This is a genomic window from Bacillus sp. FSL R5-0709, assembly GCF_038004785.1.
Classification (GTDB): Bacteria; Bacillota; Bacilli; order Bacillales; family Bacillaceae_G; genus Bacillus_A; species Bacillus_A mycoides.
Map to the genome: position 1 here is coordinate 1309995 of NZ_JBBORT010000001.1, position 25843 is coordinate 1335837.

Genomic DNA, 25843 nt, shown 5'->3' on the forward strand with positions numbered 1-25843 from the left:
GAGAAGGGGCGATTTAATGCGTGCGGTAAACTGGAACAAAAAAGAAGATGATTTTAGTTTAATGTTTTGGAAGCAAAACATCGCTCAGTTTTGGACAGAAGAAGAAATCGCAGTATCTTCTGACAAAAATACTTGGGCACAATTATCAAAAGAAGAGCAAATTGCTTATAAGCGTGTATTAGGTGGTTTAACACTTTTAGATACGAAACAAGGTGGCGAAGGGATGCCTCTTGTACTTGTTCATCTTGAAAATTTACAAGCGAAAAGTGTATTAGCTTTCATGGGCGCTATGGAAGAAGTACATGCGAAGAGTTACAGTCATATTTTCACAACATTAGCTACTGAAGAAGAAATTGATGATATTTTTGAATGGGTAGATAACCATCCATTACTTGAGAAAAAAGCTGGTATTGTTACTAGTTACTATCGTCGCTTATTAAAGCCTGAAGTAACGAAAAAAGAGTTATACATGGCAATGGTAGCAAGTGTGTTCTTAGAAAGTTACTTATTCTATAGTGGATTCTTCTATCCACTTTACTTAGCGGGTCAAGGTAAATTGACGGCAAGTGGTGAGATTATTAACCTAATAATTCGTGACGAGTCAATTCACGGCGTATTCGTTGGTATTTTAGCACAACAAATCTTCACAGAACTTTCTGCAGAAGAGCAACAAGAAGTACAAACGGAAACGCAAGAGTTATTAATGGAACTGTATGAAATTGAATTGGCATATACAGAAGAAATTTACACGTCTATCGGTCTTGTAGAGGATGTAAATCGTTTCGTTCGTTACAATGCGAATAAAGGACTTATGAACTTAGGACTTGAGCCGAAGTTTGAGGAAGAAGAAATTAACCCAATCGTTTTAAATGGTTTACGTACAGATACGAAAAACCATGACTTCTTCTCTGTAAAAGGAAATGGTTACGTAAAAGCAACGAATGTTGAAAAGTTAGCAGACGATGACTTCGTATTCAATTTTTAATATAGTGTTATAGAAAAAGCTGTCTTTATAGAAAAGACAGCTTTTTTGCTATGAATAGTTTACATAATGTTATTATTTCATGGAAATATTTTAATCTTGTAAAAGCCCAATTTTTGAGGAAGTGGGAATCAAGAAAAAACACGGATTAAGGTTTTATTTTCATATTTAGTCGTATGAGAGATTGAATAATTTATGTCAAAATGAATAAAAAATGAGAAGAAATGAGGTCTAATTCCACCTATACGTTCTTTTTAATATTGAATTTTTAAACTCTAGAAATTTTGGCTTGAAAATTGCATGAATATTTAAAAAGCAACAAAAAGGGAGGTAGTACTCGGTGTGATATATGGTTATTTGAAAACGCTTCCTTTTGATTGTCGATTTTTAAATGGAAATTAGATAGAGAAAGTAGGAGGAATGATAGGTGGGGAAAGTAGTTGGTTTAAAACGTTCATTAGGGCTTTGGTCAATTGTTATGCTAGGGGTCGGGTATATGACACCGATGGTTGGGTTTGACACATTTGGAATCGTTTCTGAAAAAACGGGTGGTCATGTTCCAGGAGCTTATCTTATTGCATTAGCGGGGATGTTGTTTACCGCTGCAAGCTACGGAAAAATGGTAAAGGCTTTTCCTACCGCAGGATCTGCTTATACGTATACACAGAAGACAATTAGTGCAAGGCTTGGGTTTCTTGTTGGATGGTCCGCGTTATTGGATTATTTGTTTCTACCAATGGTGAACGCACTATTAACGAGAATTTATATGTCAGCATTTTTCCCAAGTGTTCCTAGTTGGGTATGGGTCATTGGCTTTGTTCTCCTGGTTACATTAATAAATATGATTAGCGTAAATGTTACTGCTAATTTCAATACGTTCTTAGTAATATTTCAAGTGTTAGTAATGGCCGTATTTGTTTTTCTAGTTATAAAAGGCTTATTAGCGGGAGAGGGAACAGGAGAAGTTTTTTCCATTCAGCCGTTTTTTCAATCAGATATACAAATATCACCGTTAGTTGCAGGTGCAACAATTCTTTGTTTCTCATTTTTAGGTTTTGATGCAGTAACTACATTTTCAGAAGAGACACCAAACGCCAAAAAAACAATTCCTCGAGCTATTTTTCTTACTGCTTTAATCGGCGGAGTTTTATTCATTACTACAACGTATTTTACACAATCTATTTTTCCAGATACATCTGTATTTAAAAATCAAGAATCAGCATCCCCAGAAATTGCGCTATATGTTGGCGGGAAATTATTTCAAGCTTTCTTTTTAGTAGGAACCCTTATGGGGACACTTGCGTCTGGTTTAGCTTCTCATACAAGTGTATCCAGGTTATTATACGTAATGGGGCGAGATAATGTAATTCCGAAGAAAATATTCGGATACATTCATCCTCGCTGGAGAACCCCAGTATATAATATTATTTTTGTAGGAATTATTTCGCTCTTCGCTATATTCATTGATTTAGAAACAGCAGCATCTCTTATTAACTTTGGAGCGCTTATTGCATTTACATTTGTTAATTTGTCTGTAATTTCTTACTATATAATCAAGAAAAAAAGATATAAGACGATAAAAGATTTCTTAAATTACTTAGTTATGCCTATTTTGGGTGCTGCTACTGTAGCCGTACTATGGTTTAATCTCAATATCCATTCACTTATTTTGGGACTTTGCTGGGCTGCTATTGGAATTGGTTACCTTCTATATGTTACAAATATGTTCCGTTCAGCTCCTCCGCAAATGCATTTTGAAGAAGCACAGGAAATATAAAAAGAAAAAGGCATCGGATAAGTTCCGATGTCTTTTTCTTTTTATATTTGATAATCATGCAGCATTGCATAAGTCACTCAAAGATTCATAAGTAAAGGGGATGACACGATATGATTAACGTAGTATTTTCACTTGGCACGATTATTGCTTTGTACAATTAGTAAAAGTATAAAGAGGGGTGTTATCGTGCCGATTCAATCAGAAAAACATACAAATACAGTTGAAGTTGAAAATCCTTTAGAGGAATTTCAAGCTATATTAAAAGAGGCGCTTCATTTTTTAAGTTATCCAGACGAAGTATTCGAATTTCTGAAAAAACCAATGCGTTTTTTAGAAGTAAGCATTCCTGTTCGAATGGATGATGGAACAACAAAGGTATTTCAAGGGTATCGTGCTCAGCATAACGACGCAGCAGGGCCAACAAAAGGTGGTATTAGATTTCATCCAGATGTTACGGCAGAAGAAGTAAAAGCACTTGCTGGCTGGATGAGCTTGAAATGTGGAGTGACAGGACTGCCATATGGAGGCGCAAAGGGCGGGATTATTTGTAATCCACAGGAGTTGAGTTTTAGAGAACTAGAGTTACTGAGTCGTGGGTATGTAAGAGCAGTAAGTCAAATTGTGGGGCCGACGAAAGATATTCCAGCACCTGATATGTATACAAATGCGCAAATTATGGCTTGGATGCTAGATGAATATGACCATATCAGGGAGTTTGACTCTCCAGGCTTTATAACCGGGAAGCCATTAATGCTAGGAGGATCACAAGGGCGGGAAACAGCAACGTCTAAAGGTGTATTGTATACACTTCAGTTAGTAAGTGAGTTAAAACAAATTCCGCTACAAAATATGCGAGTTATTATTCAAGGGTTTGGGAATGTTGGAGGTTATTTGGCAAAATATTTATATGATATTGGTGTGAAAGTAGTCGGGGTATCAGATGCTATAGGAGGAATTTATAATCCAGACGGTCTAGATGTTCCTTATTTACTAGAAAACAGAGATTCTTTCGGTGTAGTATCGAATCTCTTTAGTAAAACAATTTCTAATCAGGAGTTGTTAGAAAAAGAATGTGATGTACTCATTCCGGCGGCAATTGGAGGAGTCATTACAAAACATAATGCAGGAAAGCTTGGATGTAAGATTATCATTGAGGCTGCAAATGGACCAACAACAAAAGAGGCGATAACCATGTTAGAAGAAAAGGGAATTTTGGTTGTTCCAGATATTTTAGCAAACTCTGGTGGCGTGATTGTTTCATATTTTGAATGGTGTCAAAATAACCAAGGATATTACTGGACGGAGCAATATGTTGATCAATGTTTAAAGGAGAAAATTACATCTAGTTTTTCTAACGTACTTGATACTTCTAAACGCTTTGGAGTAAATATGAAAATTGCTGCCTATATGGAAGGGGTTCGCAAGATTGTAGAAGCATCGCGCCTAAGAGGTTGGTTGCATTTTTAACCTAAAGGGAGGGCTAAAATGAAACTGGATATTTTATTAGAAGAAGTGGAGAGACAACAAATCGGTTATTACTGTATTGTGTCGAATAGTCATCGTTACGATATAGCTGTTACGTATTCGCAACAGTTTCTTGGAAAAGCAATGGTTACCTCAATTCAAAATGGGAGAATGGTTTTATTAAGCCAAGAAGATATTGGAGAGGAACAATATTGGGCAACAAGGCTAGGAATTGAGGTAGAAGATATAGAAGAGTTTCAAAGCTTTTTCTATATGATTCTTCAGTCACAAAGGTTAGAAGAACAATATTAATAGAATAAAAGAAAGGGATGATTGATTATGTATTATGATATTATTACGAGTCCGTGTTATGGAATAATTGAAAAAGTGTCTATCGATAAGGATTCTCGAATTTATGAATGGGAGCCATTATTCGCTATTAAAGATATGAATGGTAAACTGGAAGTAATTAAGATGGGATGTAGTGGAGAAGTTCAATCTTTAGAAGTAGAAGCGGGAGATAAAGTAATTCCAGGTATGGTATTAGCTTATATTCAAGAAGATCTTTTCGTTAGTGGTAGTGATTAATGATAGAACTATGAGGAAGATGGAGGCACTCATCTTCCTTTTTTTATTAAATAAAGAAAGAAATGTTTTATTTTCAGATTAATTAAAAAAATCTGTATTTAATGATACAATACAAATTAAATAGTTCAAAGGAGGAATAGCAGAATGTTTTCCATCGCTCATACAAAAATTAGACCCATAGTTTCTCTACCTATCGATCAATCTGAAAAGGAATGGCATATAGATGTTAAAAATATAAAAGAATCGTTTCTATTTTTAAAAAGAGGAGAGAAATTATTTGCATACGTTCATGTGAAGGATCTGCTATCAAATAGTAAGGAATTAACTTCTAAGCTATTACTTTCAAATGCTGTTTCACTAGATACAATATGTCATCTTAGTAAAGATATTTCTTTAACAGCTCTTTTTCAAATTATTGGAGCGCCGATTGCCATAGTAAAAAATGAAGTGGATGAGCTAACAGGATATATAAGAAGAGAGGATGTTTTTGCAGAACTATTTAAACAAGAAAATCAGAGTGTTGATATATTGAAAATTATTTTAACGTCTATTCCAATGGGGATTTTTGTAGTAGATCGAGAAAAGAAAATTGTAAATTGTAATGAATCTGGTTTGAAGATGATTAAATCGACTCCTGAAAAAGTTATGAATGTACCAGCAGAACTGATTTTTAATGGAGAACACATTAATAACGTATTTACAAAGGGAAAAACGATTTTGAATCAATTACAAATCACAAATGAGATGGGTGTATTAGTTGACTATAGTCCGATTCCAAACTTTGATCAAAGTATTGAAGGAATGGTTATTATTGTGCAAGATTTGCCGATGGTCGAGGACATGGCGATGGAAATTGAATATATAAAGGATTTAAATAAAGATTTACATGCAATTTTGTCTAGCATTTATGATGAAATATTAGTTGTTAATCATAAAGGGGAATTAATTCGTTATAGTGAAACTGTTATCAATGATTTTTGGGGGAGTAATTTGAAGGACTTGTTAGGAAAAAATCTTTTAGACCTAGAAAAGAAAGGATTATTTAGTCCATCGGTTACGCGATTAGTGTTGGAAAAACAAAAAAAGGTATCAGTTGTACAAGAAACAAAAAGCGGAAGAAAAATATTAGCAGTTGGAAACCCTGTATTTAATGAAAACGGAGAGCTTCATCGTATTATTATTGCCTCCAGGGATATTACCGAAGCAACGAGATTGAAGACGGAATTACATGAAATAAAGAAGATATCAGAGCAATATAAGAAGGAGTTAGATGACTTTAAAAATAAAGATCGTTTTCTTAAGAAGCTTATTTACTGTAGTCCGAAAATGGAGCAAATTATTAACCAAGCTAAAAAAATAGCAGATTTTTCTTCCAATGTTCTTATTTCTGGAGAATCTGGCGTCGGAAAAGAAGTAATTGCTCAGGCAATTCATCAACTTGGAAACCGATCTTCAAAGCCATTTTTAAAATTAAATTGTGGTGCAATTCCAGAAACTTTGTTAGAAAGTGAACTATTTGGTTATACGAAAGGTGCTTTTACAGGAGCCGATAAAAATGGAAAAGAAGGATATTTTAAGCGGGCGGATCAAGGTATTTTATTTTTAGATGAAATTGGAGAAATGCCTTTACATTTGCAAGTGAAATTGCTTAGAGTCCTACAGGAACAAGAAGTAATTCCTATTGGAAGTACAATCCCTACGAAAATAAATGTACAAATTATTGCTGCTACAAATAAGAGTCTTGAAAAGATGGTGGAATCTGGAACATTCCGTGAAGATTTGTTTTATCGGCTAAATGTAATTCCGTTGCGAGTGCCTCCTCTACGAGAGCGAATGGAAGATGTTCCGGTACTTGCCTTTCATTTCTTGCAACAGTTAAATGAAAAATATAATAAAAATTATCATTTAACTCCAGATGCGCTTAGCTTACTAGAGTTTTACTCATGGCCAGGAAATGTACGTGAATTACAAAATATGATTGAACGTTTAGTAGTATCAGCAGACGATCCAGTAATTGAAGCGGAGTTTGTTAGTAAGTTTTTAACAACTGGTTATGACTTTAAAAAATCAAAACCAGTTATTACAAGAGTATTACCATTACAAGAAGCGCTACATTCTGTAGAAGAACAATTGATTTTACTTGCAATGAAGCAGTATAAAACAACGACTAAGGCTGCAAAAGCTCTTGGAATCAGCCAATCTTCAGTGAGTCGTAAATATCAAAAAATTGTTAGTGAAAAAGGGATAGCGGCTGATATCATCTCTTATTCCTAAAAAAGGAGAAGGTCACATAGACTTCTCCTTTTTGTGTGCGCTCAGCATGTGCATATTCTCTAGGAGTCAAGTCCCGAGTGGTGAAGGCGGTAGCAGAAATGATTAACATTCCGTTTTATGCAAAATGGAATAGTGTATGCGAGAGTGCATAAATTGTTTATTGTTTTTAAGAAAATAGTCAGTTTATGTATGATTCCTTTGGATTTTAAAGATTGGCATGAAAATTGCTTATAAATATATAAACGATCGATGAAGGGGGATTCAATATAGTGCTAGATTTAAAAATGTATGTAAACGGTGAATGGAGAGAGTCTAGTAATCAAGAGAAAAGAACGATTATTAACCCTGCGAATGGCAAGGGTATAGCATATGCACCTGAGGGAACGATTGAGGATGCAAAATACGCGATAGAAGTGGCAAGAACGGCTTTCGATAGCGGAATTTGGTCAGCAACATCCACTGCTGAAAGGGCATCATATTTATTTAAAATAGCAGATGAAATTGATAAAAATATGGAAGAATTAGTGTACCTTGAAACAATGGATAATGGAAAAATGTACCGTGAGGCAGAAGGAGATATTGGAGATGCAGCGGCTTGTTTTCGCTATTATGCCGGATTGATTACAAAGCCAGATGGTCAAACATATCATGTAGCCGATCCGATGCAAGCGATGGTTGTAAGAGAGCCAGTTGGTGTTTGTGGATTAATTGTTCCATGGAATTATCCGCTATTGATGAGTGTATGGAAAATTGCACCTGCTTTAGCAGCTGGAAATACAATTGTGTTTAAACCTTCTGAAGTGACACCAATCACTGCAACAAAGCTATTCGAAATCCTTGAAAAAGTAGGGCTACCAAAAGGTGTTGCCAATATGGTAATGGGGGCTGGTCCAATAGTAGGAAATGAAATTGCAGCGAGTAATAAAGTGGATATGATTTCCTTTACAGGTGGAACAAAAACAGGTAAGCACATTATGAGAACAGCGGCTGATAATATGAAAAAGATTTCGTTAGAACTTGGAGGGAAATCTCCAAATATTATTTTTGCAGATGCAGATTTTGAGACCGCTATTGATTATGCTCTATTCGGTATTTATGCAGGTAGCGGACAAGTATGTTCAGCAGGATCAAGAATCCTTGTAGAAGAAAAGATTTATGATAAATTTGTTAATAGTTTTGTAGAGCGAGCACAGCAAATTAACGTTGGGCCTGGTGATAATCCAGAATCAGAAATGGGGCCACTTGTAAGTCAAGAACATATGGAAAAAGTATTACGTTATATTGAAATTGGGAAAGACGAAGGTGCAAACGTTGCTTGCGGAGGTAGACGAATAATGGAGGATGGAAAAGGTGATGGTTTCTTTATTGAACCAACAGTCTTTGTCAATGTAAAACCTGATATGCGTATTGTCCAGGAAGAAATCTTCGGTCCTGTTGTAGTAATTCAAAAGTTTAAAGACGAACAGGAAGCAATTGAGTTGGCAAACGGTACAGACTATGGTTTGGCTGGAGGAGTATTTACAGTCGATGGTGCAAAAGCAATGCGTGTGATTCGCAAACTTCGCGCAGGAATTACGTGGATTAATAGCTATCACCCAACATACAATGAGGCGCCTTGGGGCGGATATAAGCAGAGTGGTATAGGTCGTAGTCTAGGAACGTTTGGTTTAGAAGAATTTCAAGAAATTAAGCAGATTAATATAAATCTAGAAGTAGAACCTATTGGTTGGTTTGCAAATAAAAAAAATGTAGAGGTGAATTAGATGGAAACGAACGTGAAAAATAAATTGAATGAGAAAGAATCAAATGTAAATGAGTATATTACGAAAGTACTACAGTTAATTGAAAAAGAAAAGGTTACTGAAGAAGAGGCAAACTGGATTCAAAAAGAAACAGTAGATGGATTTAGAGAGCATGTAAACCCTGGTTTTCTTGCTTATAGAAAAACAGTAACAAAAGATGGACAATTTGCAGCAGTAGAGTGGTCAGATGAAGGATCTTGTTTCATGGATATTAACGGTAAAAGATATATTGATTGTTTAGGTGGATTTGGAATTTATAATGTTGGTCACCGTAATCCGAAAGTGGTAAAAGCTGTGACAGATCAATTAAAACGTCAAGCATTGCACAGTCAGGATTTACTGGATCCACTTCGAGCAATGCTTGCAAAGATTTTAGCGGATATTACACCTGGTGATTTGAAATACGCCTTCTTTACAAACAGTGGTACAGAAAGTGTGGAGGCAGCACTAAAACTAGCAAAAATGTATAGTGAACGAACAACGTTCATTGCTACAACGCGTGCTTTCCATGGTAAGAGCCTTGGTGCTTTATCTGGGACGGCAAAAGGAATGTTCCGTAAGCCATTTTTACCATTAATTCCGGGTTTCCGTCATGTTCCGTTTGGCGATATTGATATGATGAGAAAAACATTTGAGACATGTGCATTAGTGGGAGAAGATGTTGCAGCAGTTATTTTAGAACCAATTCAAGGAGAGGGCGGTATTATTTTACCTCCAGAAAATTATTTGAAACAAGTACGAGAGCTTTGTGATGAGTTTGGATCACTCCTTATCTTTGATGAAGTACAAACTGGAATGGGACGTACAGGAAAAATGTTTGCTGCAGAATTATATGATGTCGTGCCGGATATTATTTGTCTTGCGAAGGCGTTTGGTGGAGGTGTAATGCCAGCGGGAGCTATTGTTGCGAAAGAAACAGTATTCAAAAGTTGGTTTGAAAATCCATTTATGCACACAACAACATTTGGAGGAAATCCACTTGCATGTGCTGCTGCAATTGCAACAATCCATGTTTTATTGGAAGAGAAATTACCGGAACGAGCTATGGAAGTTGGGGAGTATTTCTTAAATGGATTGAAACAAGCTGCAGAAGGACACGAAGATAAAATCTTTGAAATTCGTGGTCAAGGTTTAATGATTGGGATTGAATTCCATAAAGACGAGATTGGTTATGAAGTGTCAAAGGCGATGTTTGATCAAGGAATTCTTGTTGCGGGAACATTAATTAACTCAAAAACAATTCGTATTGAACCATCCCTTACAATTAGTTATGAAGAAGTAGATACAGTTATTAATACGTTTAAATCTGTGCTAAATCAAGTAAAAGTAAAATAAATTTTGTATAAGGTTATATGTGAATTCAAACGATTGAAACTAAAATTAGAATAGATTTACCTGTATGTTATTACAGGAAGGCAGTGTAACGAAAAGTTACACTGCCTTTTTATTACATTTTTTGTTGTAAGTATTTACATATAATTCGTCTTAGTGTACTATTTAACTAACACACTAAGACAGGAGGGGAGAAATGAAAATCGAGTTTTCTCCAAACACACCAATTTACATTCAAGTAATGGAATACATAAAAAAGGAAATTGTAACAGGACATTTATTGCCTGGTGATAAAATTCCCTCCGTACGTGAATTAGCGAGTGATTTACAAGTAAATCCAAATACGATTCAACGCACATTTCAAGAACTAGAACGGGATGGAGTTGTTGTAACACGTAGAGGAATGGGGCGATATGTAACGAATGAAGGGGAGAAAATTATGGAGCTGCGAAAAGATATGGCGAAAGAATTACTTCATTCTTTCATAAATGGAATGGACAATTTAGGTTTTTCAGAAGAAGAAATTCTTACAATCCTTCGTTCTTCATTACATGAGAAAAGGGAGGAGAGCGAATGACAGAGTTATTAAAAATAGAAAATCTATGGAAGCGGTACGGATTAAAAGCAGTGATCCGTGAGTTAAACATAGAGATTACAGAAGGGAAAATCGTTGGGCTTGTTGGAGATAACGGGAGCGGGAAAACGACGTTATTGAAAATGATTGCAGGCTTGCAGCACCCTTCTGAAGGTAGTATTACAATAGATGGTAAAAAGGTAGGATTAGAGACGAAAGAAATCGTTTCATTTATGTCTGATAAGCCAGTCTTTGATGATTGGATGACGGTAAAAGATTCTTTATTTTTCTATCGAGATTTTTATAAAGACTTCGATATTCAAAAAGCGGTAGATACGATTACGGAATTTAAAATACCGTTAGAAGAAAAAATTAAAGCATTGTCAAAAGGGATGATTGAGAAGCTGCAAATCATTTTAACATTTTCTCGAAAAGCGAAGTTATACGTACTGGATGAACCGCTTGGCGGGATTGATCTCGTTTCTAGGGAGCATGTACTTGAGCTAATCCTTAAATTTTATCGTGAAGATTGTACGCTGCTTATATCAACTCATTTAATAAGAGAAATCGAAAATATATTTGATGAAGTAATCTTTTTGAAAGATGGAGAAATAATATTGCATGAAAATGTGGAAGAACTAAGATTTCAAAAGGGGAAAGCAGTACATGAGCTGTTTAAGGAGGCCTATGAGAAATGAGTCAGCTTTTTCTTTATCTGTATAATTGTAATAAGAGAAAAATAGCCATTATTTACTTCGGATTTATTACAGTTTCATTAATTCTTTTATTTAATATGAAAGGAGTTTCAGGAGCTAGAATTTCAGGTAGGCAAGATATAATCATTATTATATTTTTTATCGTACTAGGTATAAATGGATTCGCAATTCTTCTAACAGGTATATCGTCTTTTCGAAAAATGCTAAAAAACTCTATGCTACGTTGTACTTCTATTTCAGCACAAAAGTATATATGTGCAAATGTTTTATTTTGTGTACTACTCTTTATGATTTTGCTAGGAATAGGAATCATTTTTCTATACTATTTTTCTTTAAATATTTACAATGGAAAAACAGATTTAGGTGTTCAGCAAGCAATCCACAGTTTATATGATTATGGAATATTACATCATATGTTATCTATTTTCTTATGGGGACTAGATTTTGTTAATATGCTAGTTTCTATTTATTTAATTATAGTAATTACGAAGCTATTCAATGTGAAATCATCGATGAGTAAGATTGTTTGCGTAATCTTATTCGTTGTTTTTATCGCATTTAATGGGGGAATAACATATATCTTTCAGCAAATAGAAAAGTATGTGTTTGCCATAAATAATATTGGATTTATAGATCAAAACGGCTTTTTAAATACATCATTTTATTCTGGTACAGATATTACAGTTTTAAATCTATGTTTTAACTGTTTATTAACAATTATATTATTAGTAGTTACAGGGCGCATCATCGACAAAAAACTAGAAGTTTAAAGGAGGAATCATCATTGGGAAATGTAGTAGTGAAATTAGAAAATGTCCGAAAAAAAATCGGTAGAACAGAAATTATCCGCGGTTTATCATTTGAAGTTCGTGAAGGGGAAGTGTACGGGTTTCTTGGACCGAACGGTAGCGGTAAGACGACGACAATTCGTATGATGACAGGTCTTATTTCTATGACAGAAGGCGATATTACAATTTGTGGTCATAGTATTCGCACAGAGCGTGAAAAGGCGCTAGAGCAAATTGGAGCGATTGTAGAAAATCCCGAGCTATATGATTATATGACTGGAATGCAAAATTTAAAGCATTTTGCGAACATGGCGATTACCCCAATTAGTAAAGAGCGCATCGCTGAAATTGTAAAGCTTGTTGAATTAGAGCATGCGATTCATAAAAAGGTGAAAACATACTCACTTGGTATGAAACAGCGTTTAGGAATTGCGCAGGCGTTACTTCATCAGCCGAAAATCTTAATTTTAGATGAACCGACAAATGGATTAGATCCAGCTGGTATTCGCCAAATTCGTGATTATTTACAACGATTAGCGAAAGAAGAAAATATTGCAGTCATTGTATCAAGTCATTTATTAAGTGAAATTGAATTGATGTGTGATCGCGTAGTTATTATAAAGCAAGGTGAGTTTGTACAAGAGTATAACTTACATGAACAAGCGAAGCATGATGAAACAGTTGTAGTTGCATTTGAAGTAGATCAAGTTCAAAAAGCGAACGAAATTATTAAAGGTAAAGTACAAGGAAATGTAGCTGTGGCATCTGTAATGAAAGAAGAGATTCCGCAAATTGTAAAACAGTTAGTGAATGCTGATGTACTCGTATACGGTGTTACTGTTCAAAATAAAACGTTAGAGGATGAGTTCTTAGCGATTACAGGGGGAGTGAAAGCGTAATGTTTAAATTAATTCAAAATGAATTTTTAAAGTTACATGCGAAAAAAGGTATGTACATTTTAATAGGTGTAATTGCAGCATTGGAGATTTTGGGAGTTTTAGCGATGCTGAAATGGGGAGGAGGAAATGAGTTTAAAGGATCATATTTAGATTTTGTAAGTTCAGAGATTGGTTTAATTACCTTATTTGCAACAATTTTTGGAATTACGATTGCGTCTCGTACAATTACTGATGAGTTCCAAAAAGGTACAATTAAGCAGCTATTAATCCGTCCGAGAAAACGAATTACAGTTTTGTTCTCTAAATATATTACAGTGTTACTTACTATATTATTTATCATATTTGCTAGCACGTTAATCGCAATGATTATTGGCGGGATTGTAATGGATGGTAGTAAAACAGGAGTAACGTTAGGAATCGTAATGAAGTCCATTTTATATCAAGTACTTTCACCGTTCTTCTTTGCAACTCTTTCATTTTGCTTAGCTAATGTATTTAGAAATTCTGTATTACCATTAATTATTTCGTTGTTCTTATTCTTCTTACAAAGTGCAATTACAATGGTGCTTATGATGTTTGCAAAAGGTGTAGCGAAATTTGTGGTGTTTTTCCATTTAAATTTAAGTGTTTACGACAGTAATAAATTAGTAAGCGGCGGAGTAGAACCAGCATTTACAGAATTTACGTGTACAACTTCATTATTACTTGTAGTTGCATATTTTGCTGTATTACTTGTAGCATCAAGTGTATTATTCCAAAAACGTGACGTATTATAGTAGAAAAATCCCCGTGTTAACGGGGATTTTTATTAACCAGCTTTTTTGATTTATGTAGCTTTTAAGTGTGGCAGATACATATTTACTTAGGAACATAATTGTAACTAAGTTGAAGAACATTGATATGGTATATCAAATAGGATTGTTATTATGTAATTTAATACGTATATTATTCGGAATAAAGTGAGAAAAATAGGAAGATTTTCAACTATATTCATATTATAATTTAGTTATCCGGCCATTTGTGGAGAAGGGCTACCCATAAAATACTGATTAAAGTTTCACTTTATATCATCTCTGGAGGTGTTCAATATGCAACATGCATTTTCACGTATAAGGCTACGTAGTTTTTTTGGATGGACGATTATAGGGATGTTCCTGACGATGATTCCATTAAATTTATCAGGTGCTTCTGACAATACGATAGAGTTGCTGTCACAAATATCAATATTTTTTGCATTTCCACTATTGTGGCTATATTTAAAAACAAGTAAAAATAATGTTGTTTTTAAAAGTTTTTTTGATAAGCCTGGACGTTTACATTGGGGGTTAATTGTATTAGCAACGATCATGGGAATGATTTTTGCAGTCGGTATATCCCAAATTCAATTTTATATTTTAGCACATACTTTACCTAATTTCTTAGTTACCATGTTAGAAGATGGAAATGTAATTAATACGAGTAACATATACATGACGATATTTACTTTCATTTCAGCATGTGTATTAGCCCCAATAATGGAAGAGGTTATTTTTAGAGGGTTTTTCTTACAGCGAATGGCTTACAAATGGGGGATTAAACGAGCGGTTATTATATCCTCTCTTATTTTTGGACTAGGACATTTTGATGTTATCGGTGCTTTCATGTTCGGTGTTATTATGTGCCTTCTATACATAAAGACAAAAAATATATGGACGAATATTGCTGTGCATGCTCTAAATAATTTGATTGCAACGAGTATGCAATTTGTAGGTGGAGATGGAAGTGACGCAATCTCGATTACTGAATTACAAGCACAAAGTAATTTATGGATCGGCATTGGTCTTGTGATTATCGGTTTATTATGGTTCATTCCTTTTACTTGGAACCAATGGCGTACAGTAAAAGAAGTTGGTGTGCCACCGATTCGTTTCATAAATGAAGAAAAAGTAGTGAATACATCAGAAGAAAATGAAATATATAGCCAAGTGATAGTAACAGATAGATTGATGGCTGTAGAACTACCTGATGAAGCTGTAAATAAGCTTCGGTTAGAAGAAAATGATTATGTAACAGTTTCTGTAGAAGAAGATAAAATTGTTATAAAGAAAGCGCATAATAGATAATTAAAAAGTAGCTCCTAAAGAGCTACTTTTTAATTTGTAATAATCTCTACACGAAAATTATTACCGTTCTTTACATATTTAATATCTGTAACGATCCGAACGGTTTTTAGAAGTTCAACTTTTTCACCAATTCGAGGGATGGTCGGAACATTGTCCCAAATACCAAGCAAGTCATCTAATTGTGCCGTTTTTTCATAAAACCAGATTTTCAATGTAAAGCCCCTTTCTCGAACTTTATGTATTTTAATACATGATATATCATTTTTATTCTTAATGTAAGGGGTTTTTACTCTTTTTGTGAATAAAGATGAATTAAACTTCTGGGAATATATGTTCAATGTCCGGAGTAAGAGCTACTTCTGATAATACGATATGAGAAACTGTCGTTGCATATGAAGAAACATCATTGATAAATTCTTCAAGTTCAACGAGTGAAGGAACAGAGATTTTTACAATGTAGCATAAGCTTCCTGTTACTCGGTAACAAAAACTTGCAGATGGATAAGACTGAATAAACTGTTGCATACGTGTTGTATCACCATTTTTTAAAGTGATTTCTAAAATACAATCTAAAACAAGTCCTGCTTTTTTATAATTGATATCGATTGTGTATTTTTGAATAATCCCCTCACTTTCAAGTTTACGTACACGTTCTGTAGTAGACGGAGCCGATAAGTTTACTCGTTTTGCTAATTCACGCATCGAAAGGCGGCTATCATTATATAATTCATTTAAAATTTTTCGATCAACACGGTCTAATTGCATTTGTAAATATACCTCCAGTAAAATGATAATTTTTGTAAAGAAAAATTTAAAATTAAGATTCATATGAAATGTAAAGTGAACTTTATTTATTTTACAATAAAAAAGAAGGAAATAGGAGGGGAAATGATGGAGAGAATTACATTATCAAATGTAGGAGATACAAAGTTTCAAAAATTATTAGGTCATAATCCAGATATATTAAATTCGTGGAGTACGTTAGAGAATACACTGTATAGTACAGGGGCCCTTTCCGTAGAGTTAAAGGAGCAAGTAAGAAGAACATTAGCGTTTGGGAATGAATGTCCGTACTGTATGGCAAAGGGAAAGCCGGATGATATACAAAAAATAGAAGAAATTAGCGTAGCCGTTACTTTTGCGCATGCATTTGTTCATGACCAAAAGGCGATAGATGATAATATGTTTCATATATTAAAACAATATTGGACTGAAAAAGAAATTGTAGAGCTTTGTGCCTATATTTGTTTTATTACTGCTTCGCAGCAACTTGGTTTTCTGTTTCAATTACAGCCCAATTAATTAGGAGGATATTATGCTTAATCAAGCAGCATTTATAATCATTGATGTACAGGAAGCATTCAACTTACCATACTGGGGCGTGAGGAATAACCTTTTGGCGGAAGAAAATATGAAAAGTTTGTTAGAAGAATGGAGAAAAAGAAAACTACCAGTTTTTCATATTCAACATGTAAATAAAGAAAATGTTCAATCGATGTTTTATCAACATGCGGAAACGGTAAACTTTAAAGAAGAAGTGCAACCAATGCCAGATGAAATAATTATCCAGAAATCCGTTAATAGCGCGTTCATTGGGACAAATTTGGAAGAACAATTAAGAGAACAAAATTGTAATACGGTAGTGATTGTAGGATTAACAACAAATCATTGTGTGGAGACTACAACACGGATGGCAGGTAATTTAGGGCTTACAACGTATTTAGTGAGCGATGCGACGGCTACATTCAATCGTAAAGGTCTGGACGGGACAGAGTATAGTGCAGAGGACATTCACAATATGACACTTGTAAACTTACATGATGAATTTGCCAAAATCGTTACGACTGAAGGTGTTTTAAAATTATTTTAAGAAAATAATTGTGGAATTATGTAGAAAAAAATAAGAATATTTCGTATAATCTAAGTATAATCATTTTGAAAATAGGGGTGGCATCATATGGAGCAAATTCCAGTAAAGAAAATAGAAGAAGTACTCGTTTTAGCAGGAGATGATAAACAAAAGCAAAAGGAATTTTATGAATTGCTCTTATCAACGGAGTTTTATGTTGCTGGTTCACTTGAAGCAGAAGACGGGGCAACGGAAGGAACACTTCGTTTGCGTCATTTCCAAGGAGAGGGTAGATGGATCGTTCCGTTCTTTACACAATTGAAATTTGTAAAAGATGTGTTGCCAGAAGGTACACCCCTTATTACGATACGTGGAAAAGAATTATTGGGTAGCATCGAGAAAGATGCGACAGCTGTATTAAATGTTGGAACAGATATGAGTAAAACATTTATTCCAGAAGAAATTGCAGAGATAGCATCAGGACGAATCTTTAATTATTATAAGTAAAAGGAAAAGCTTAGCAGCTTTTCCTTTTTAATTTGAACATGGAGTGGCTATACCAGAAGAAATAGAAACAGTTTTGTTAGTTGTATTTATTGTTGCTGTAGCTCCGAGGGGAATACCGATATTTGGACTTATATGTCCAATCGGTAAACCGAATAACACAGGTATATTATATGGCTTGAAATATTCATATAATATTGTTTGCAATGATTGAGATGGCTTAGAAGGGTTGCAGTCGTGACAACTTGTAAAAATAACGCCGCTGCATTCATTAAACTGTCCAGATAAAAGTAGTTGATTTAACATCCGGTCAATGCGGTACGGTTCTTCACCAATATCTTCAAGCAATAAAAGTTTATTTGACGTATTTATCTCATAGGGCGAGCCAATTATACTTGTTAACACAGTTAAATTCCCTCCAACTAATGTGCCTGTAACTGTACATGGAGAGGTAGGTACGATACATTCTGATGCATATAAGATAGATGAATACGGATGGAATAGTTGATTGAAAGAAGATAAAGAGAGAGAATCTATACCTTTTCCTAATTCTTCAATCATTGGACCATGAAAAGTAACCAGCTCCGCATAACGTGAAAAGGCAGTATGTAAAGCCGTAATATCACTATATCCCCAAAAAATCTTTGGATTCCGTTGAATGATTTCATATTGAATGTAAGGGAGGAGACGAGCGCTGCCGTAACCACCTCGTGCACAAAAGACTGCTTTGACCTCAGTATTTGTAAATGCTTCATGTATATCATCAAGACGAACTTGATCACTTCCAGCTAAATATCCATATTTTTCATAAACACTCTTTCCAATTATTACGGATAATCCCATCTCTTGTAATACGTTCACACCTTTTAATATATTCTCAAGTGTTGGTGGGCCAGACGGTGCAATAATCATTACTGTATCACCTTTTTGCAAAGCATTTGGATAAATCATTGTTCTCAGCCTCCTTCTCTTTCAATATATTCGCTTGAGCGAAAGTTCAATCCTTGTAAAAGAAGGGGAAAGCATGTCATATAAAGAAGGTATAGGGAAAGTAGGAGGGAAAATGATGTTTACAAGTCGAGTAATAGATATATTACAAATTAAGTATCCGATCATTCAAGCAGGTATGGCAGGAGCGATTACAACGTCAGAACTTGTTGCAGCTGTGAGTAATAGCGGAGGATTAGGTACGCTTGGAGCAGGGTATATGAGCCCAGAACAAATCCGTGAAGCGATTTATAAAATAAGGGAACTAACAAATAAGCCTTTCGGTGTTAATTTACTTTTAACGAAAGAGATACAGATAGAAGAAGAGAAGGTAAACGAGGCGAAAGTATTACTTAGTGGAGTGAATAGAGAATTAGGTATAGAGGAAGAAAAGACTTTAAAACTTCCAAAAAGCTATAAAGAACAATTACAAGTATTATTAGAGGAAAAGGTACCAGTCGTTAGTTTTGCATTTCAAACGTTAGAAAAAGAAGAAATAGATGATTTGAAAAAGGAAGGGATAAAAGTTATCGGAACAGCTACCCATGTAGCGGAAGCGAAAGCACTTGCTAAGTTAGGGGTAGATATTATTGTCGGGCAAGGTAGCGAGGCAGGAGGGCATAGAGGAACGTTTATTGGGAAAGAACAAGATGCGATGATTGGTACATTTGCATTAATCCCGCAATTAGTAGCGGAAGTACCTCATATCCCGATTGTTGCAGCAGGTGGTGTAATGAATGGGCAAGGGCTTGTTGCGGCATTTGCGTTAGGGGCAGAAGCTGTTCAAATGGGATCAGCCTTTTTAACGAGTGAAGAAAGTATTACGCATGACGTGTATAAAGAGGCGATTTTACATAGTACAGATACGAGTACAACGGTAACCCGTGCGTTTTCCGGGAAATATGCACGGGGTATTCGTAATGAATTTATAGAGAAACATGAAGGAAGAGAAGAGAATTTACCGATGTATCCAGTGCAAAACGTATTAACTTCAAAAATACGTCAAGAAGCAGCGAAGCAAAATAAGGAAGAGTATATGTCGCTTTGGGCGGGACAAGCATCATCATTAGCACGAACGGAATCAGCTCAGCACGTAGTGAAACGTGTCATGAAAGAAGCAGAGAACGTAATTGAACAATTACAAGATGTATATAAAAAAAGACCACTTGAATAATTCAAGCGGTCTTTTCGTTAGTTTGCTTTATAAAATTGTTGGATAGCTTCGTCGATGTAAACCCAGCCTTTCCAACCTAAGTGCATATGATCTTTTAAGAAGTACTTATCATATTCATGATTTGAGAAATCAGCAATTGGATAGCCAGCTTGCTTAATTTGCTCATGAACTTTATTGTAGTATAATTCGCGTTTTTCTTTCGGGAAGCCAGCGTAATCATACCAAGGACCTTTTACAGGAACAGAAATGAAGAGCGGTTTTGCGCCAGATTGTTTTAATAAATCAAGTACAATTTGTAAATCTTCATATTCTGGTGATTGGTCATAAGCATCATTTTTTAAGTAACCTTCACGTTGTTTTAATTTCTTCTTAATTTTGCTATTGAAGTAATCATCTTCGATGCCATATTCGTTAGAGCTTGATTCTACTGCACCTGTTTGATCAGCATGCTTACGAGCTTCTTCCCAGTTCATTTGTTTCAATGATGGATCAAGCTGTTCTTTATGCGGCTTAATATTAAACATAACTGTAAATAAATCTTTACGATCTAGAATGTTACGATAAATATAAGCGAAAGGTTTAGCAGCAAGTGCTTTTACTTTATACTTTGTATCATCGTAGGCGATACCTTCAAGCGAAATTTTTAATAAAGTTTCTTTTTTAACAATCTCAAAGTTTAATAAGCGTTTTGCAATTTGTTTTTTCATTTCAGGTTTTAAATCATCGTTGAAAATGAAGTGGTAACCTTGTTGTTTTGAAAAGTTAGGTGCAAAGTGTGTCTCATCAATACCTTGTGGTACAAACCATTGCGGAGAAAGAACGAATATCATTTTCTTATCTTTCAATTGATCCATTGTAGATGTGAAGTTTAATACATGTACAAGGTCTTGTGTTCCACCGCGCCCAAGTAGGAATGGTGTGAATCCTTCAGGCTTTACTTTGAAATAATTCGATGGATGGAAAGCATCCATACGTGCGAATTCCGATGAACCGTACATCGGAAGATATTTCGGGTCTGCTAACATCTTTTGCTGTAAAATCATACTTTGAATCTTTTCTTCTTTTAAAGAAGTCGCAGCTTGTTCTACTTTCTCATCACTTAAAAGTGGGAGTAGGAAGCGCGTAGGAATAAGTAAGAATACAGCAAAAAGGGCCAATGCTAAAAGCATCGGACCAAATTTCACTTTGTTCATCGGATTTCTTCTAACTTTTTAATAACCATATTTGGTGTAGCCCACTCATCGCGGTCAAAATCAGAAATAGAAACTTCAATCTCTAAACGCTCTTGGAATTCTACTAATAAAGATACTACAGCGAAAGAATCAAGAATACCTTCTTCAAATAATTGAACATCTAAGTTTTCTTTCACAATATCGTTTTCACATACTTCTTCTAAAATATCTAATACTTGCTCTTTGAATTCTGCCATTTTTAAAATCTCCTTTATATCCGAAATATATTATATATGTGCAACTTCTTAATAGTATAAGAAGGGTGCATTAAAAGTATCTGTTAAGGTGTCCAGAGAAGATCAGGAAACCGAAACATACAACGTGGAACGTAATTACAATCGCAAGGACGTGTGTAAATTTATTGTTTGGCCAAAACTTATGCTTCTTGTTTTTTCGTTCGAAAATATCGAATAAGATAAACAAGGCAGCGTGATAAAGACCATAAATAATGTATTGATACACATGCTCACCAGTAATATGCCATATTCCCATGATGAAAAAGTTTAAAAATGCACCGATATACGAAATTGTGTAACGGTTTTTAATTAACTTTTTCTTCGTTGCGAAAAAGACGAAACGCATGTAAATAAAGTCACGGAACCAGAATGATAAACTCATATGCCAGCGGTTCCAGAAGTCTTTAATGTTACGACTAATGAATGGTTTATTAAAGTTTTCTGGAGTTTTAATTCCCATCATATAACTTACACCAATTACAAATGAGCTATAACCAGCAAAGTCAAAGAATAAATATAAGCTATAGCTATACATGTAAATCATATTTGATAGGATTGTATCTTGCTGAGCGAATGCCGGATCCATAAAATATTGCTTTATTAAGTAAGCAATAATAAATTTATACAAGAAACCTTGGAAAATACGGTTTAGCCCTGTATATAGTAAATTTTGATATTCTTCTACACTAGGTGGCTTTTGAATATCTTTTTGGAATCTGCGGTAACGATCGATAGGTCCCGTTGAGATAGCTGGGAAGAATAAAACGAATTCCCAGAAATTAAAGAAGGAAAGTTCTTTAATTAAGTTATCACGAACTTCAAATACCATTTGTACTGCTCTAAATGTTACATAGGACATTCCTAAAAATACAACAAACTTTAGCTCAGGTACAAACGGTGCAATTTTTGCTAAAACAAGCGGTAAAATCGACAAAATAACAGCCATATAAAACCTAAATGTACTATTATTTTGTTTTCTTAACATTAAATAGCCTTTAATAAGGGCATATTGCCAAATAATAAATGCGGCTAACATGATTGCTTGCTTCGGTTTATCAGAGAAGATAATAACGAGCATTACTAATGTTAAAACGGCATTATATTTACGCAACATTTTACCTTTTAATCCAGCTATGATAGTAGGTATTAATAAAATGCCTACTATAGCGAAAAAATAAAATGATCCATATGCGGTCATGCTGTAACCTCACTCAATAATTTTTTGCGATCTACCTTTCCATTTGGTGTCATTGGAATAGAAGATTGATACATGAATTTACGTGGAATCATGTAATTTGGTAATCGCTCATTGAGTTCTTTTTTGATTGCAGATGTTAATTTGAATTCTTTTTCAAACGAATGCTCTCCAGGAACAACAACCGCTAATAAGTAATCATATTTTTCACCTTTTTTAATTGGAACAACAACTGCACCTTCTACGTAAGAACACGCGCGAAGATGATGTTCGATTTCTTCTAATTCCATTCGATAACCATGAAGCTTAATTTGGAAATCAAGACGACCATTATAGAATAGAAGACCATTTTCTACATAGCCAGCATCACCTGTTTTATAGGCACGCTCACCATCAATCATGGTAAATACTTTTTCTGTTAATTCAGGGCTTCCTAAATAGCCAACGCTTACGCTTGGACCGACAATTACGATTTCACCTTTTTCACCGTCAGGTGCAATTGTACCATCTTCTTTCATAATAAGAAGGCGACAGTCTGATTTACAGTAGCCAACTGGAAGTGATTTGTATTGATTAAGCACTTCTTCTGTAACGTGAATGCCTGTTACAGCAACAGTAGCTTCTGTTGGACCGTACGTATTCATAATTGCTGCTTTCGGGAAACGCTCAATTAATTTTCTAGCTACTTCATTTGGCAACACTTCACCGCAGAATAAGAATGTTTTCATGTTTGGTAGCATACTTTCAGAGAAAGAGGCTTCCATTAAACACATTTCTGCGAAAGATGGTGTCGAAGTCCATACTTGTATATCCGATTGCTCTAAAGAAGCAAACAAGTCTTTTGGACGTGCAATCATGTCTTTATCGATTGCCCATAGTGTGCCACCCGTTACTAATGATGGGTAAATATCCATTACAGATAAATCGAATGAGAAAGGTGCTTGGTTTAAGAATACTTGCCCTGTTTGTAAGTTGAAATCTTCTACAGCCCATTTTGTAAAGCTAACAAGACAGTTATAAGTAATCTGAACCCCTTTCGGATTACCTGTACTTCCTGATGTGTAAATAATGTAGAAGTTCTCATCACCTTTTACCGCATGTTCAGGATTTGGAATGTTCCCTTTATGAGTAAAGAAAATATCTTTTAAGTTGTCTTCACTTACGATACGAACTGGTAAATCAGTTACAGTTACTTCAGTTCCTGATAAAAGTAATTTCGCACCAGAATTTTCAGCGATACGTTGTACGCGATCAGCTGGGATAGATAAATCTACAGGAATGTAAGCATGTCCAGCTTTTACACAACCTAAAAAGTTAATAATCATTTCAGGTTGCATATGGCCATAAACCATAATTGGTGAACGATCATCTGGATACTCAGAAGAAATCCAATGTGCTAACGCATCAGAATCTTCCTTTAATTGTTTGTACGTAATTTTCGCATCTCGCCAAACAAAAGCGGTTTGATCAGGCGTTTCTACAGCCCACTTTTCAATTTGTTCTAATAACTTCATAACGTTCCCACCCTAAAATTCGTTGTAAATAAATGTACTTGTGTTTGTATCATGGAATCCATACAACCAAAGCAATGCAAATAAAATTGCAAGGTAATAAACCGTCTTTGCAACCCATTGTGTGAGTGGTTGAGACCATATCTCTTTTAATCTTTCCATGTCTTTCCCTCGCTTAATGAAATAATAGCTCTTTGTAGGTATCATGTCCTACATTATTGTGAAAAAAACAAAATCCCACATTTTAGGTAAAAATAAGTCAAAAGGCTCTTTTCTGATATTAGCACTAAATACTAAAAAAGAAAATCCCTAACTTAGCAATTATATTACATTCAGCATGAATTTGTAATGGGTTTGACATGTAAATAGGAAGTGGATTGTGTGAATGTATAAAAGTGGATTGTGAGAAGGCGGGAAAATATAATATTTGTTTTGTTATTCCTGAATTGGAGTGGGTTAATAATCACTGGGTACTTAGTACATTTTCAAGGTATAGAGCCTTTTAAAAGGAGGTAATTATTATGAAAAGAGAGTGGAGGAGTTTTATTTCAGAGGAAAATATCATTAAATGGAGACGGCATTTCCATAAGTATCCGGAATTATCGTTTCATGAAAAAGAAACTTCGCAATTTATATATGAAACATTATGCTCATTTTCTTCTTTTGAAGTAACGAGACCAACGCAGTACAGTTTGCTAGCAATTAAAAGAGGAAGGCAACAAGGGAAAGTAGTTGCGATTCGAGCTGATATAGATGCTTTACCAATCCAAGAGGAAACAAGGAAACCTTATACGTCTGTGCATAAAGGAATAATGCATGCATGCGGGCATGATGCTCACGCAGCTATTTTATTAAGTGCAGCAGAGACGATAGCAAATATGAAGGAAGATTTTGCAGGCGAAATCCGTCTGTTCTTTCAGCACGCAGAGGAAGTGTATCCCGGTGGTGGACAAGAAATGGTGGAGGCCGGTGTTATGGACGGCGTCGATTATGTAGTAGGTTTGCACGTTATGTCTGGATTAGAAAGTGGAAAGATAGGAATTGTATATGGCCCTATGATGGCAGCACCAGACGTATTTACAATTGAAATTTTAGGAAAGGGTGGTCACGCGGCACGACCAGAAGAAACGATAGATCCTATTGCTATCGGAGCACAAATTATTACAAATTTACAACATATCGTATCAAGAAATACAAGTGCTTTTATGCATAGAGTAGTGTCAGTTACACAATTTCATGGGGGGATGGCCGATAATATCATTCCAAACACAGCAGCTTTAATGGGAACTGTTCGATCTTTTAATCAAACATTAAGAGAGGAAGCAAAAGAGAAAATTGAGCAAATTGTAAAAGGAATTACAGAAGCACATGGGGGAGATTATACATATACGTATCGTTACGGATATGATCCAGTTGTTAATAATGAGTACATTACGAAAATAGTAGAAAAAAGTGCGATAAAATTGTTCGGAAATCAGCGTATTGTGCATCTTGAACCTTCTATGGGAGGAGAAGATTTTTCAGCGTATTTAAGAAAAGCACCTGGTTGTTTCATTAAATTAGGAACAGGGAATAAAAATATTGATACTTGTTATCCACATCATCATCCGAAATTTGATGTGGATGAATCGGCTTTAATTAATGGAGTGGAACTATTTTTAGAGACAACTATAAGACTACTAGAAACTGATAAAGCATAAAAAAAGGCAACTGCACTCTATTGCAGTTGCTTTTATTTCTTCCGTCAGAGAGGGCTGAGAAAGAACTATGCTCATTTATAGTATATGAATAGCTAACGGACAAGCTTGTACATTTTAACTATTTTTTTAAAAATAGTTATTGACTTTGATAATCAAT

The 25843-nt window shown here is 34.9% G+C and carries 27 protein-coding genes; 19 read left to right on the forward strand and 8 right to left on the reverse strand.

Translation table 11 applies throughout. The annotated features are described in order from the left end of the window. Nucleotides 1-16 precede the first annotated feature (16 nt). The 14 genes from nrdF to MKX37_RS06790 all read left to right on the forward strand — a co-directional run bounded on the left by nrdF (nt 17) and on the right by MKX37_RS06790 (nt 15298). Nucleotides 17-985: a class 1b ribonucleoside-diphosphate reductase subunit beta gene (gene nrdF / locus MKX37_RS06725; protein ID WP_002011508.1), complete on the forward strand. Its 969-nt coding sequence runs from the start codon at nt 17-19 to the stop codon at nt 983-985. Between the two features lie 424 nt (nt 986-1409). Continuing rightward, nucleotides 1410-2759 carry an APC family permease gene (locus MKX37_RS06730; protein WP_002126196.1) on the forward strand — a complete coding sequence of 450 codons (1350 nt, stop codon included), beginning with the start codon at nt 1410-1412 and terminating at the stop codon, nt 2757-2759. Between the two features lie 186 nt (nt 2760-2945). Further along, on the forward strand, nt 2946-4226 hold the full coding sequence (locus tag MKX37_RS06735; protein WP_002126199.1) for a Glu/Leu/Phe/Val family dehydrogenase: 1281 nt from the start codon (nt 2946-2948) through the stop codon (nt 4224-4226). Between the two features lie 18 nt (nt 4227-4244). Further along, entirely contained in the window at nt 4245-4535 is a 291-nt protein-coding gene (locus MKX37_RS06740) for an SAV0927 family protein (RefSeq protein WP_000762559.1), read from the forward strand. Between the two features lie 27 nt (nt 4536-4562). Further along, nucleotides 4563-4811 (forward strand): hypothetical protein, encoded by a 249-nt coding sequence (locus tag MKX37_RS06745; protein WP_002011502.1) that lies wholly within the window; start codon nt 4563-4565, stop codon nt 4809-4811. Between the two features lie 144 nt (nt 4812-4955). Then, on the forward strand, nt 4956-7085 hold the full coding sequence (locus tag MKX37_RS06750; protein ID WP_002186350.1) for a sigma 54-interacting transcriptional regulator: 2130 nt from the start codon (nt 4956-4958) through the stop codon (nt 7083-7085). Between the two features lie 269 nt (nt 7086-7354). Next, nucleotides 7355-8848 (forward strand): aldehyde dehydrogenase family protein, encoded by a 1494-nt coding sequence (locus MKX37_RS06755; RefSeq protein ID WP_033730619.1) that lies wholly within the window; start codon nt 7355-7357, stop codon nt 8846-8848. Further along, nucleotides 8849-10222, forward strand: a complete 1374-nt coding sequence (locus MKX37_RS06760; protein ID WP_002168835.1) for a putrescine aminotransferase — start codon at nt 8849-8851, stop codon at nt 10220-10222. A 193-nt stretch (nt 10223-10415) separates the two neighbouring features. Next, entirely contained in the window at nt 10416-10796 is a 381-nt protein-coding gene (locus tag MKX37_RS06765; protein WP_002126211.1) for a GntR family transcriptional regulator, read from the forward strand. Further along, the gene (locus tag MKX37_RS06770; protein WP_002126214.1) at nt 10793-11491 is read left to right on the forward strand and encodes an ABC transporter ATP-binding protein; all 699 of its coding nucleotides are present in this window, start codon (nt 10793-10795) and stop codon (nt 11489-11491) included. Before MKX37_RS06765 ends, MKX37_RS06770 begins: the two co-directional genes overlap by 4 nt. After that, the gene (locus tag MKX37_RS06775; protein WP_002126215.1) at nt 11488-12279 is read left to right on the forward strand and encodes a hypothetical protein; all 792 of its coding nucleotides are present in this window, start codon (nt 11488-11490) and stop codon (nt 12277-12279) included. Before MKX37_RS06770 ends, MKX37_RS06775 begins: the two co-directional genes overlap by 4 nt. Before the next feature lie 14 nt (nt 12280-12293). After that, a complete protein-coding gene (locus tag MKX37_RS06780; RefSeq protein ID WP_002030591.1) occupies nt 12294-13196 on the forward strand; it encodes an ABC transporter ATP-binding protein in 903 nt (300 codons plus the stop codon). Further along, nucleotides 13196-13972, forward strand: a complete 777-nt coding sequence (locus tag MKX37_RS06785) for an ABC transporter permease (protein WP_078421970.1) — start codon at nt 13196-13198, stop codon at nt 13970-13972. Before MKX37_RS06780 ends, MKX37_RS06785 begins: the two co-directional genes overlap by 1 nt. Before the next feature lie 312 nt (nt 13973-14284). Next, nucleotides 14285-15298, forward strand: a complete 1014-nt coding sequence (locus MKX37_RS06790) for a CPBP family intramembrane glutamic endopeptidase (RefSeq protein WP_033730617.1) — start codon at nt 14285-14287, stop codon at nt 15296-15298. Nucleotides 15299-15327: 29 nt separating this feature from the next. On the opposite strand, the gene MKX37_RS06795 is transcribed toward MKX37_RS06790, so the two are convergent. Together MKX37_RS06795 and MKX37_RS06800 are read right to left on the reverse strand one after the other, a co-directional pair. Further along, complete coding sequence (locus MKX37_RS06795; RefSeq protein WP_000707108.1) at nt 15328-15510, reverse strand: DUF3913 family protein; 183 nt, start codon at nt 15508-15510, stop codon at nt 15328-15330. Between the two features lie 100 nt (nt 15511-15610). Beyond that, a complete protein-coding gene (locus MKX37_RS06800) occupies nt 15611-16063 on the reverse strand; it encodes an Lrp/AsnC family transcriptional regulator (protein ID WP_002030598.1) in 453 nt (150 codons plus the stop codon). Between the two features lie 123 nt (nt 16064-16186). Between MKX37_RS06800 and MKX37_RS06805 the strand changes: the two genes are divergently transcribed. From MKX37_RS06805 to MKX37_RS06815, 3 genes are all read left to right on the forward strand, one after another. Continuing rightward, nucleotides 16187-16600, forward strand: a complete 414-nt coding sequence (locus MKX37_RS06805; RefSeq protein ID WP_170935223.1) for a carboxymuconolactone decarboxylase family protein — start codon at nt 16187-16189, stop codon at nt 16598-16600. Between the two features lie 13 nt (nt 16601-16613). After that, nucleotides 16614-17168: a cysteine hydrolase family protein gene (locus tag MKX37_RS06810; protein ID WP_078421971.1), complete on the forward strand. Its 555-nt coding sequence runs from the start codon at nt 16614-16616 to the stop codon at nt 17166-17168. An 87-nt stretch (nt 17169-17255) separates the two neighbouring features. Continuing rightward, nucleotides 17256-17654 carry an SseB family protein gene (locus MKX37_RS06815; protein WP_002126226.1) on the forward strand — a complete coding sequence of 133 codons (399 nt, stop codon included), beginning with the start codon at nt 17256-17258 and terminating at the stop codon, nt 17652-17654. Between the two features lie 27 nt (nt 17655-17681). Here the strand turns inward: MKX37_RS06815 and MKX37_RS06820 are convergent, their stop codons facing one another. After that, nucleotides 17682-18602, reverse strand: a complete 921-nt coding sequence (locus tag MKX37_RS06820) for a S66 peptidase family protein (RefSeq protein WP_002126227.1) — start codon at nt 18600-18602, stop codon at nt 17682-17684. Between the two features lie 73 nt (nt 18603-18675). Between MKX37_RS06820 and MKX37_RS06825 the strand changes: the two genes are divergently transcribed. Further along, nucleotides 18676-19812, forward strand: coding sequence for an NAD(P)H-dependent flavin oxidoreductase (locus tag MKX37_RS06825; RefSeq protein WP_002140949.1), 1137 nt, complete (start codon nt 18676-18678; stop codon nt 19810-19812). A gap of 17 nt (nt 19813-19829) precedes the next feature. Here the strand turns inward: MKX37_RS06825 and dltD are convergent, their stop codons facing one another. From dltD to MKX37_RS06850, 5 genes are all read right to left on the reverse strand, one after another. Further along, nucleotides 19830-21005 (reverse strand): D-alanyl-lipoteichoic acid biosynthesis protein DltD, encoded by a 1176-nt coding sequence (gene dltD / locus MKX37_RS06830; protein WP_002126231.1) that lies wholly within the window; start codon nt 21003-21005, stop codon nt 19830-19832. After that, entirely contained in the window at nt 21002-21241 is a 240-nt protein-coding gene (dltC, locus tag MKX37_RS06835) for a D-alanine--poly(phosphoribitol) ligase subunit DltC (RefSeq protein ID WP_002011622.1), read from the reverse strand. Before dltC ends, dltD begins: the two co-directional genes overlap by 4 nt. A gap of 70 nt (nt 21242-21311) precedes the next feature. Further along, a complete protein-coding gene (gene dltB, locus MKX37_RS06840) occupies nt 21312-22478 on the reverse strand; it encodes a D-alanyl-lipoteichoic acid biosynthesis protein DltB (protein ID WP_002193254.1) in 1167 nt (388 codons plus the stop codon). Then, the gene (gene dltA, locus MKX37_RS06845; protein WP_078202997.1) at nt 22475-23989 is read right to left on the reverse strand and encodes a D-alanine--poly(phosphoribitol) ligase subunit DltA; all 1515 of its coding nucleotides are present in this window, start codon (nt 23987-23989) and stop codon (nt 22475-22477) included. The genes dltB and dltA overlap by 4 nt, the downstream gene beginning before the upstream one ends. Before the next feature lie 12 nt (nt 23990-24001). Next, nucleotides 24002-24148: a teichoic acid D-Ala incorporation-associated protein DltX gene (locus tag MKX37_RS06850; protein ID WP_002011626.1), complete on the reverse strand. Its 147-nt coding sequence runs from the start codon at nt 24146-24148 to the stop codon at nt 24002-24004. A gap of 359 nt (nt 24149-24507) precedes the next feature. On the opposite strand from MKX37_RS06850, the gene MKX37_RS06855 reads away from it, so the two are divergent. Continuing rightward, nucleotides 24508-25686, forward strand: coding sequence for an amidohydrolase (locus MKX37_RS06855; protein ID WP_078421972.1), 1179 nt, complete (start codon nt 24508-24510; stop codon nt 25684-25686). The last annotated feature ends 157 nt before the right edge of the window (nt 25687-25843 follow it).

What these genes read in the sequence shown, in the direction of transcription:
- MKX37_RS06805 (WP_170935223.1), top strand. Translation starts at nt 16,187, where the DNA reads ATGATGGAGAGAATTACATTATCAAATGTAGGAGATACAAAGTTTCAA.
- MKX37_RS06850 (WP_002011626.1), bottom strand. Translation starts at nt 24,148, where the DNA reads ATGGAAAGATTAAAAGAGATATGGTCTCAACCACTCACACAATGGGTT.
- dltB (WP_002193254.1), bottom strand. Translation starts at nt 22,478, where the DNA reads ATGACCGCATATGGATCATTTTATTTTTTCGCTATAGTAGGCATTTTA.
- dltA (WP_078202997.1), bottom strand. Translation starts at nt 23,989, where the DNA reads ATGAAGTTATTAGAACAAATTGAAAAGTGGGCTGTAGAAACGCCTGAT.
- MKX37_RS06810 (WP_078421971.1), top strand. Translation starts at nt 16,614, where the DNA reads ATGCTTAATCAAGCAGCATTTATAATCATTGATGTACAGGAAGCATTC.
- nrdF (WP_002011508.1), top strand. Translation starts at nt 17, where the DNA reads ATGCGTGCGGTAAACTGGAACAAAAAAGAAGATGATTTTAGTTTAATG.
- MKX37_RS06750 (WP_002186350.1), top strand. Translation starts at nt 4,956, where the DNA reads ATGTTTTCCATCGCTCATACAAAAATTAGACCCATAGTTTCTCTACCT.
- MKX37_RS06775 (WP_002126215.1), top strand. Translation starts at nt 11,488, where the DNA reads ATGAGTCAGCTTTTTCTTTATCTGTATAATTGTAATAAGAGAAAAATA.
- MKX37_RS06815 (WP_002126226.1), top strand. Translation starts at nt 17,256, where the DNA reads ATGGAGCAAATTCCAGTAAAGAAAATAGAAGAAGTACTCGTTTTAGCA.
- MKX37_RS06790 (WP_033730617.1), top strand. Translation starts at nt 14,285, where the DNA reads ATGCAACATGCATTTTCACGTATAAGGCTACGTAGTTTTTTTGGATGG.
- MKX37_RS06770 (WP_002126214.1), top strand. Translation starts at nt 10,793, where the DNA reads ATGACAGAGTTATTAAAAATAGAAAATCTATGGAAGCGGTACGGATTA.
- dltD (WP_002126231.1), bottom strand. Translation starts at nt 21,005, where the DNA reads ATGAACAAAGTGAAATTTGGTCCGATGCTTTTAGCATTGGCCCTTTTT.
- MKX37_RS06765 (WP_002126211.1), top strand. Translation starts at nt 10,416, where the DNA reads ATGAAAATCGAGTTTTCTCCAAACACACCAATTTACATTCAAGTAATG.
- MKX37_RS06745 (WP_002011502.1), top strand. Translation starts at nt 4,563, where the DNA reads ATGTATTATGATATTATTACGAGTCCGTGTTATGGAATAATTGAAAAA.
- MKX37_RS06820 (WP_002126227.1), bottom strand. Translation starts at nt 18,602, where the DNA reads ATGATTTATCCAAATGCTTTGCAAAAAGGTGATACAGTAATGATTATT.
- MKX37_RS06800 (WP_002030598.1), bottom strand. Translation starts at nt 16,063, where the DNA reads ATGCAATTAGACCGTGTTGATCGAAAAATTTTAAATGAATTATATAAT.
- MKX37_RS06760 (WP_002168835.1), top strand. Translation starts at nt 8,849, where the DNA reads ATGGAAACGAACGTGAAAAATAAATTGAATGAGAAAGAATCAAATGTA.
- MKX37_RS06785 (WP_078421970.1), top strand. Translation starts at nt 13,196, where the DNA reads ATGTTTAAATTAATTCAAAATGAATTTTTAAAGTTACATGCGAAAAAA.
- MKX37_RS06855 (WP_078421972.1), top strand. Translation starts at nt 24,508, where the DNA reads ATGAAAAGAGAGTGGAGGAGTTTTATTTCAGAGGAAAATATCATTAAA.
- MKX37_RS06740 (WP_000762559.1), top strand. Translation starts at nt 4,245, where the DNA reads ATGAAACTGGATATTTTATTAGAAGAAGTGGAGAGACAACAAATCGGT.
- dltC (WP_002011622.1), bottom strand. Translation starts at nt 21,241, where the DNA reads ATGGCAGAATTCAAAGAGCAAGTATTAGATATTTTAGAAGAAGTATGT.
- MKX37_RS06825 (WP_002140949.1), top strand. Translation starts at nt 18,676, where the DNA reads ATGTCATATAAAGAAGGTATAGGGAAAGTAGGAGGGAAAATGATGTTT.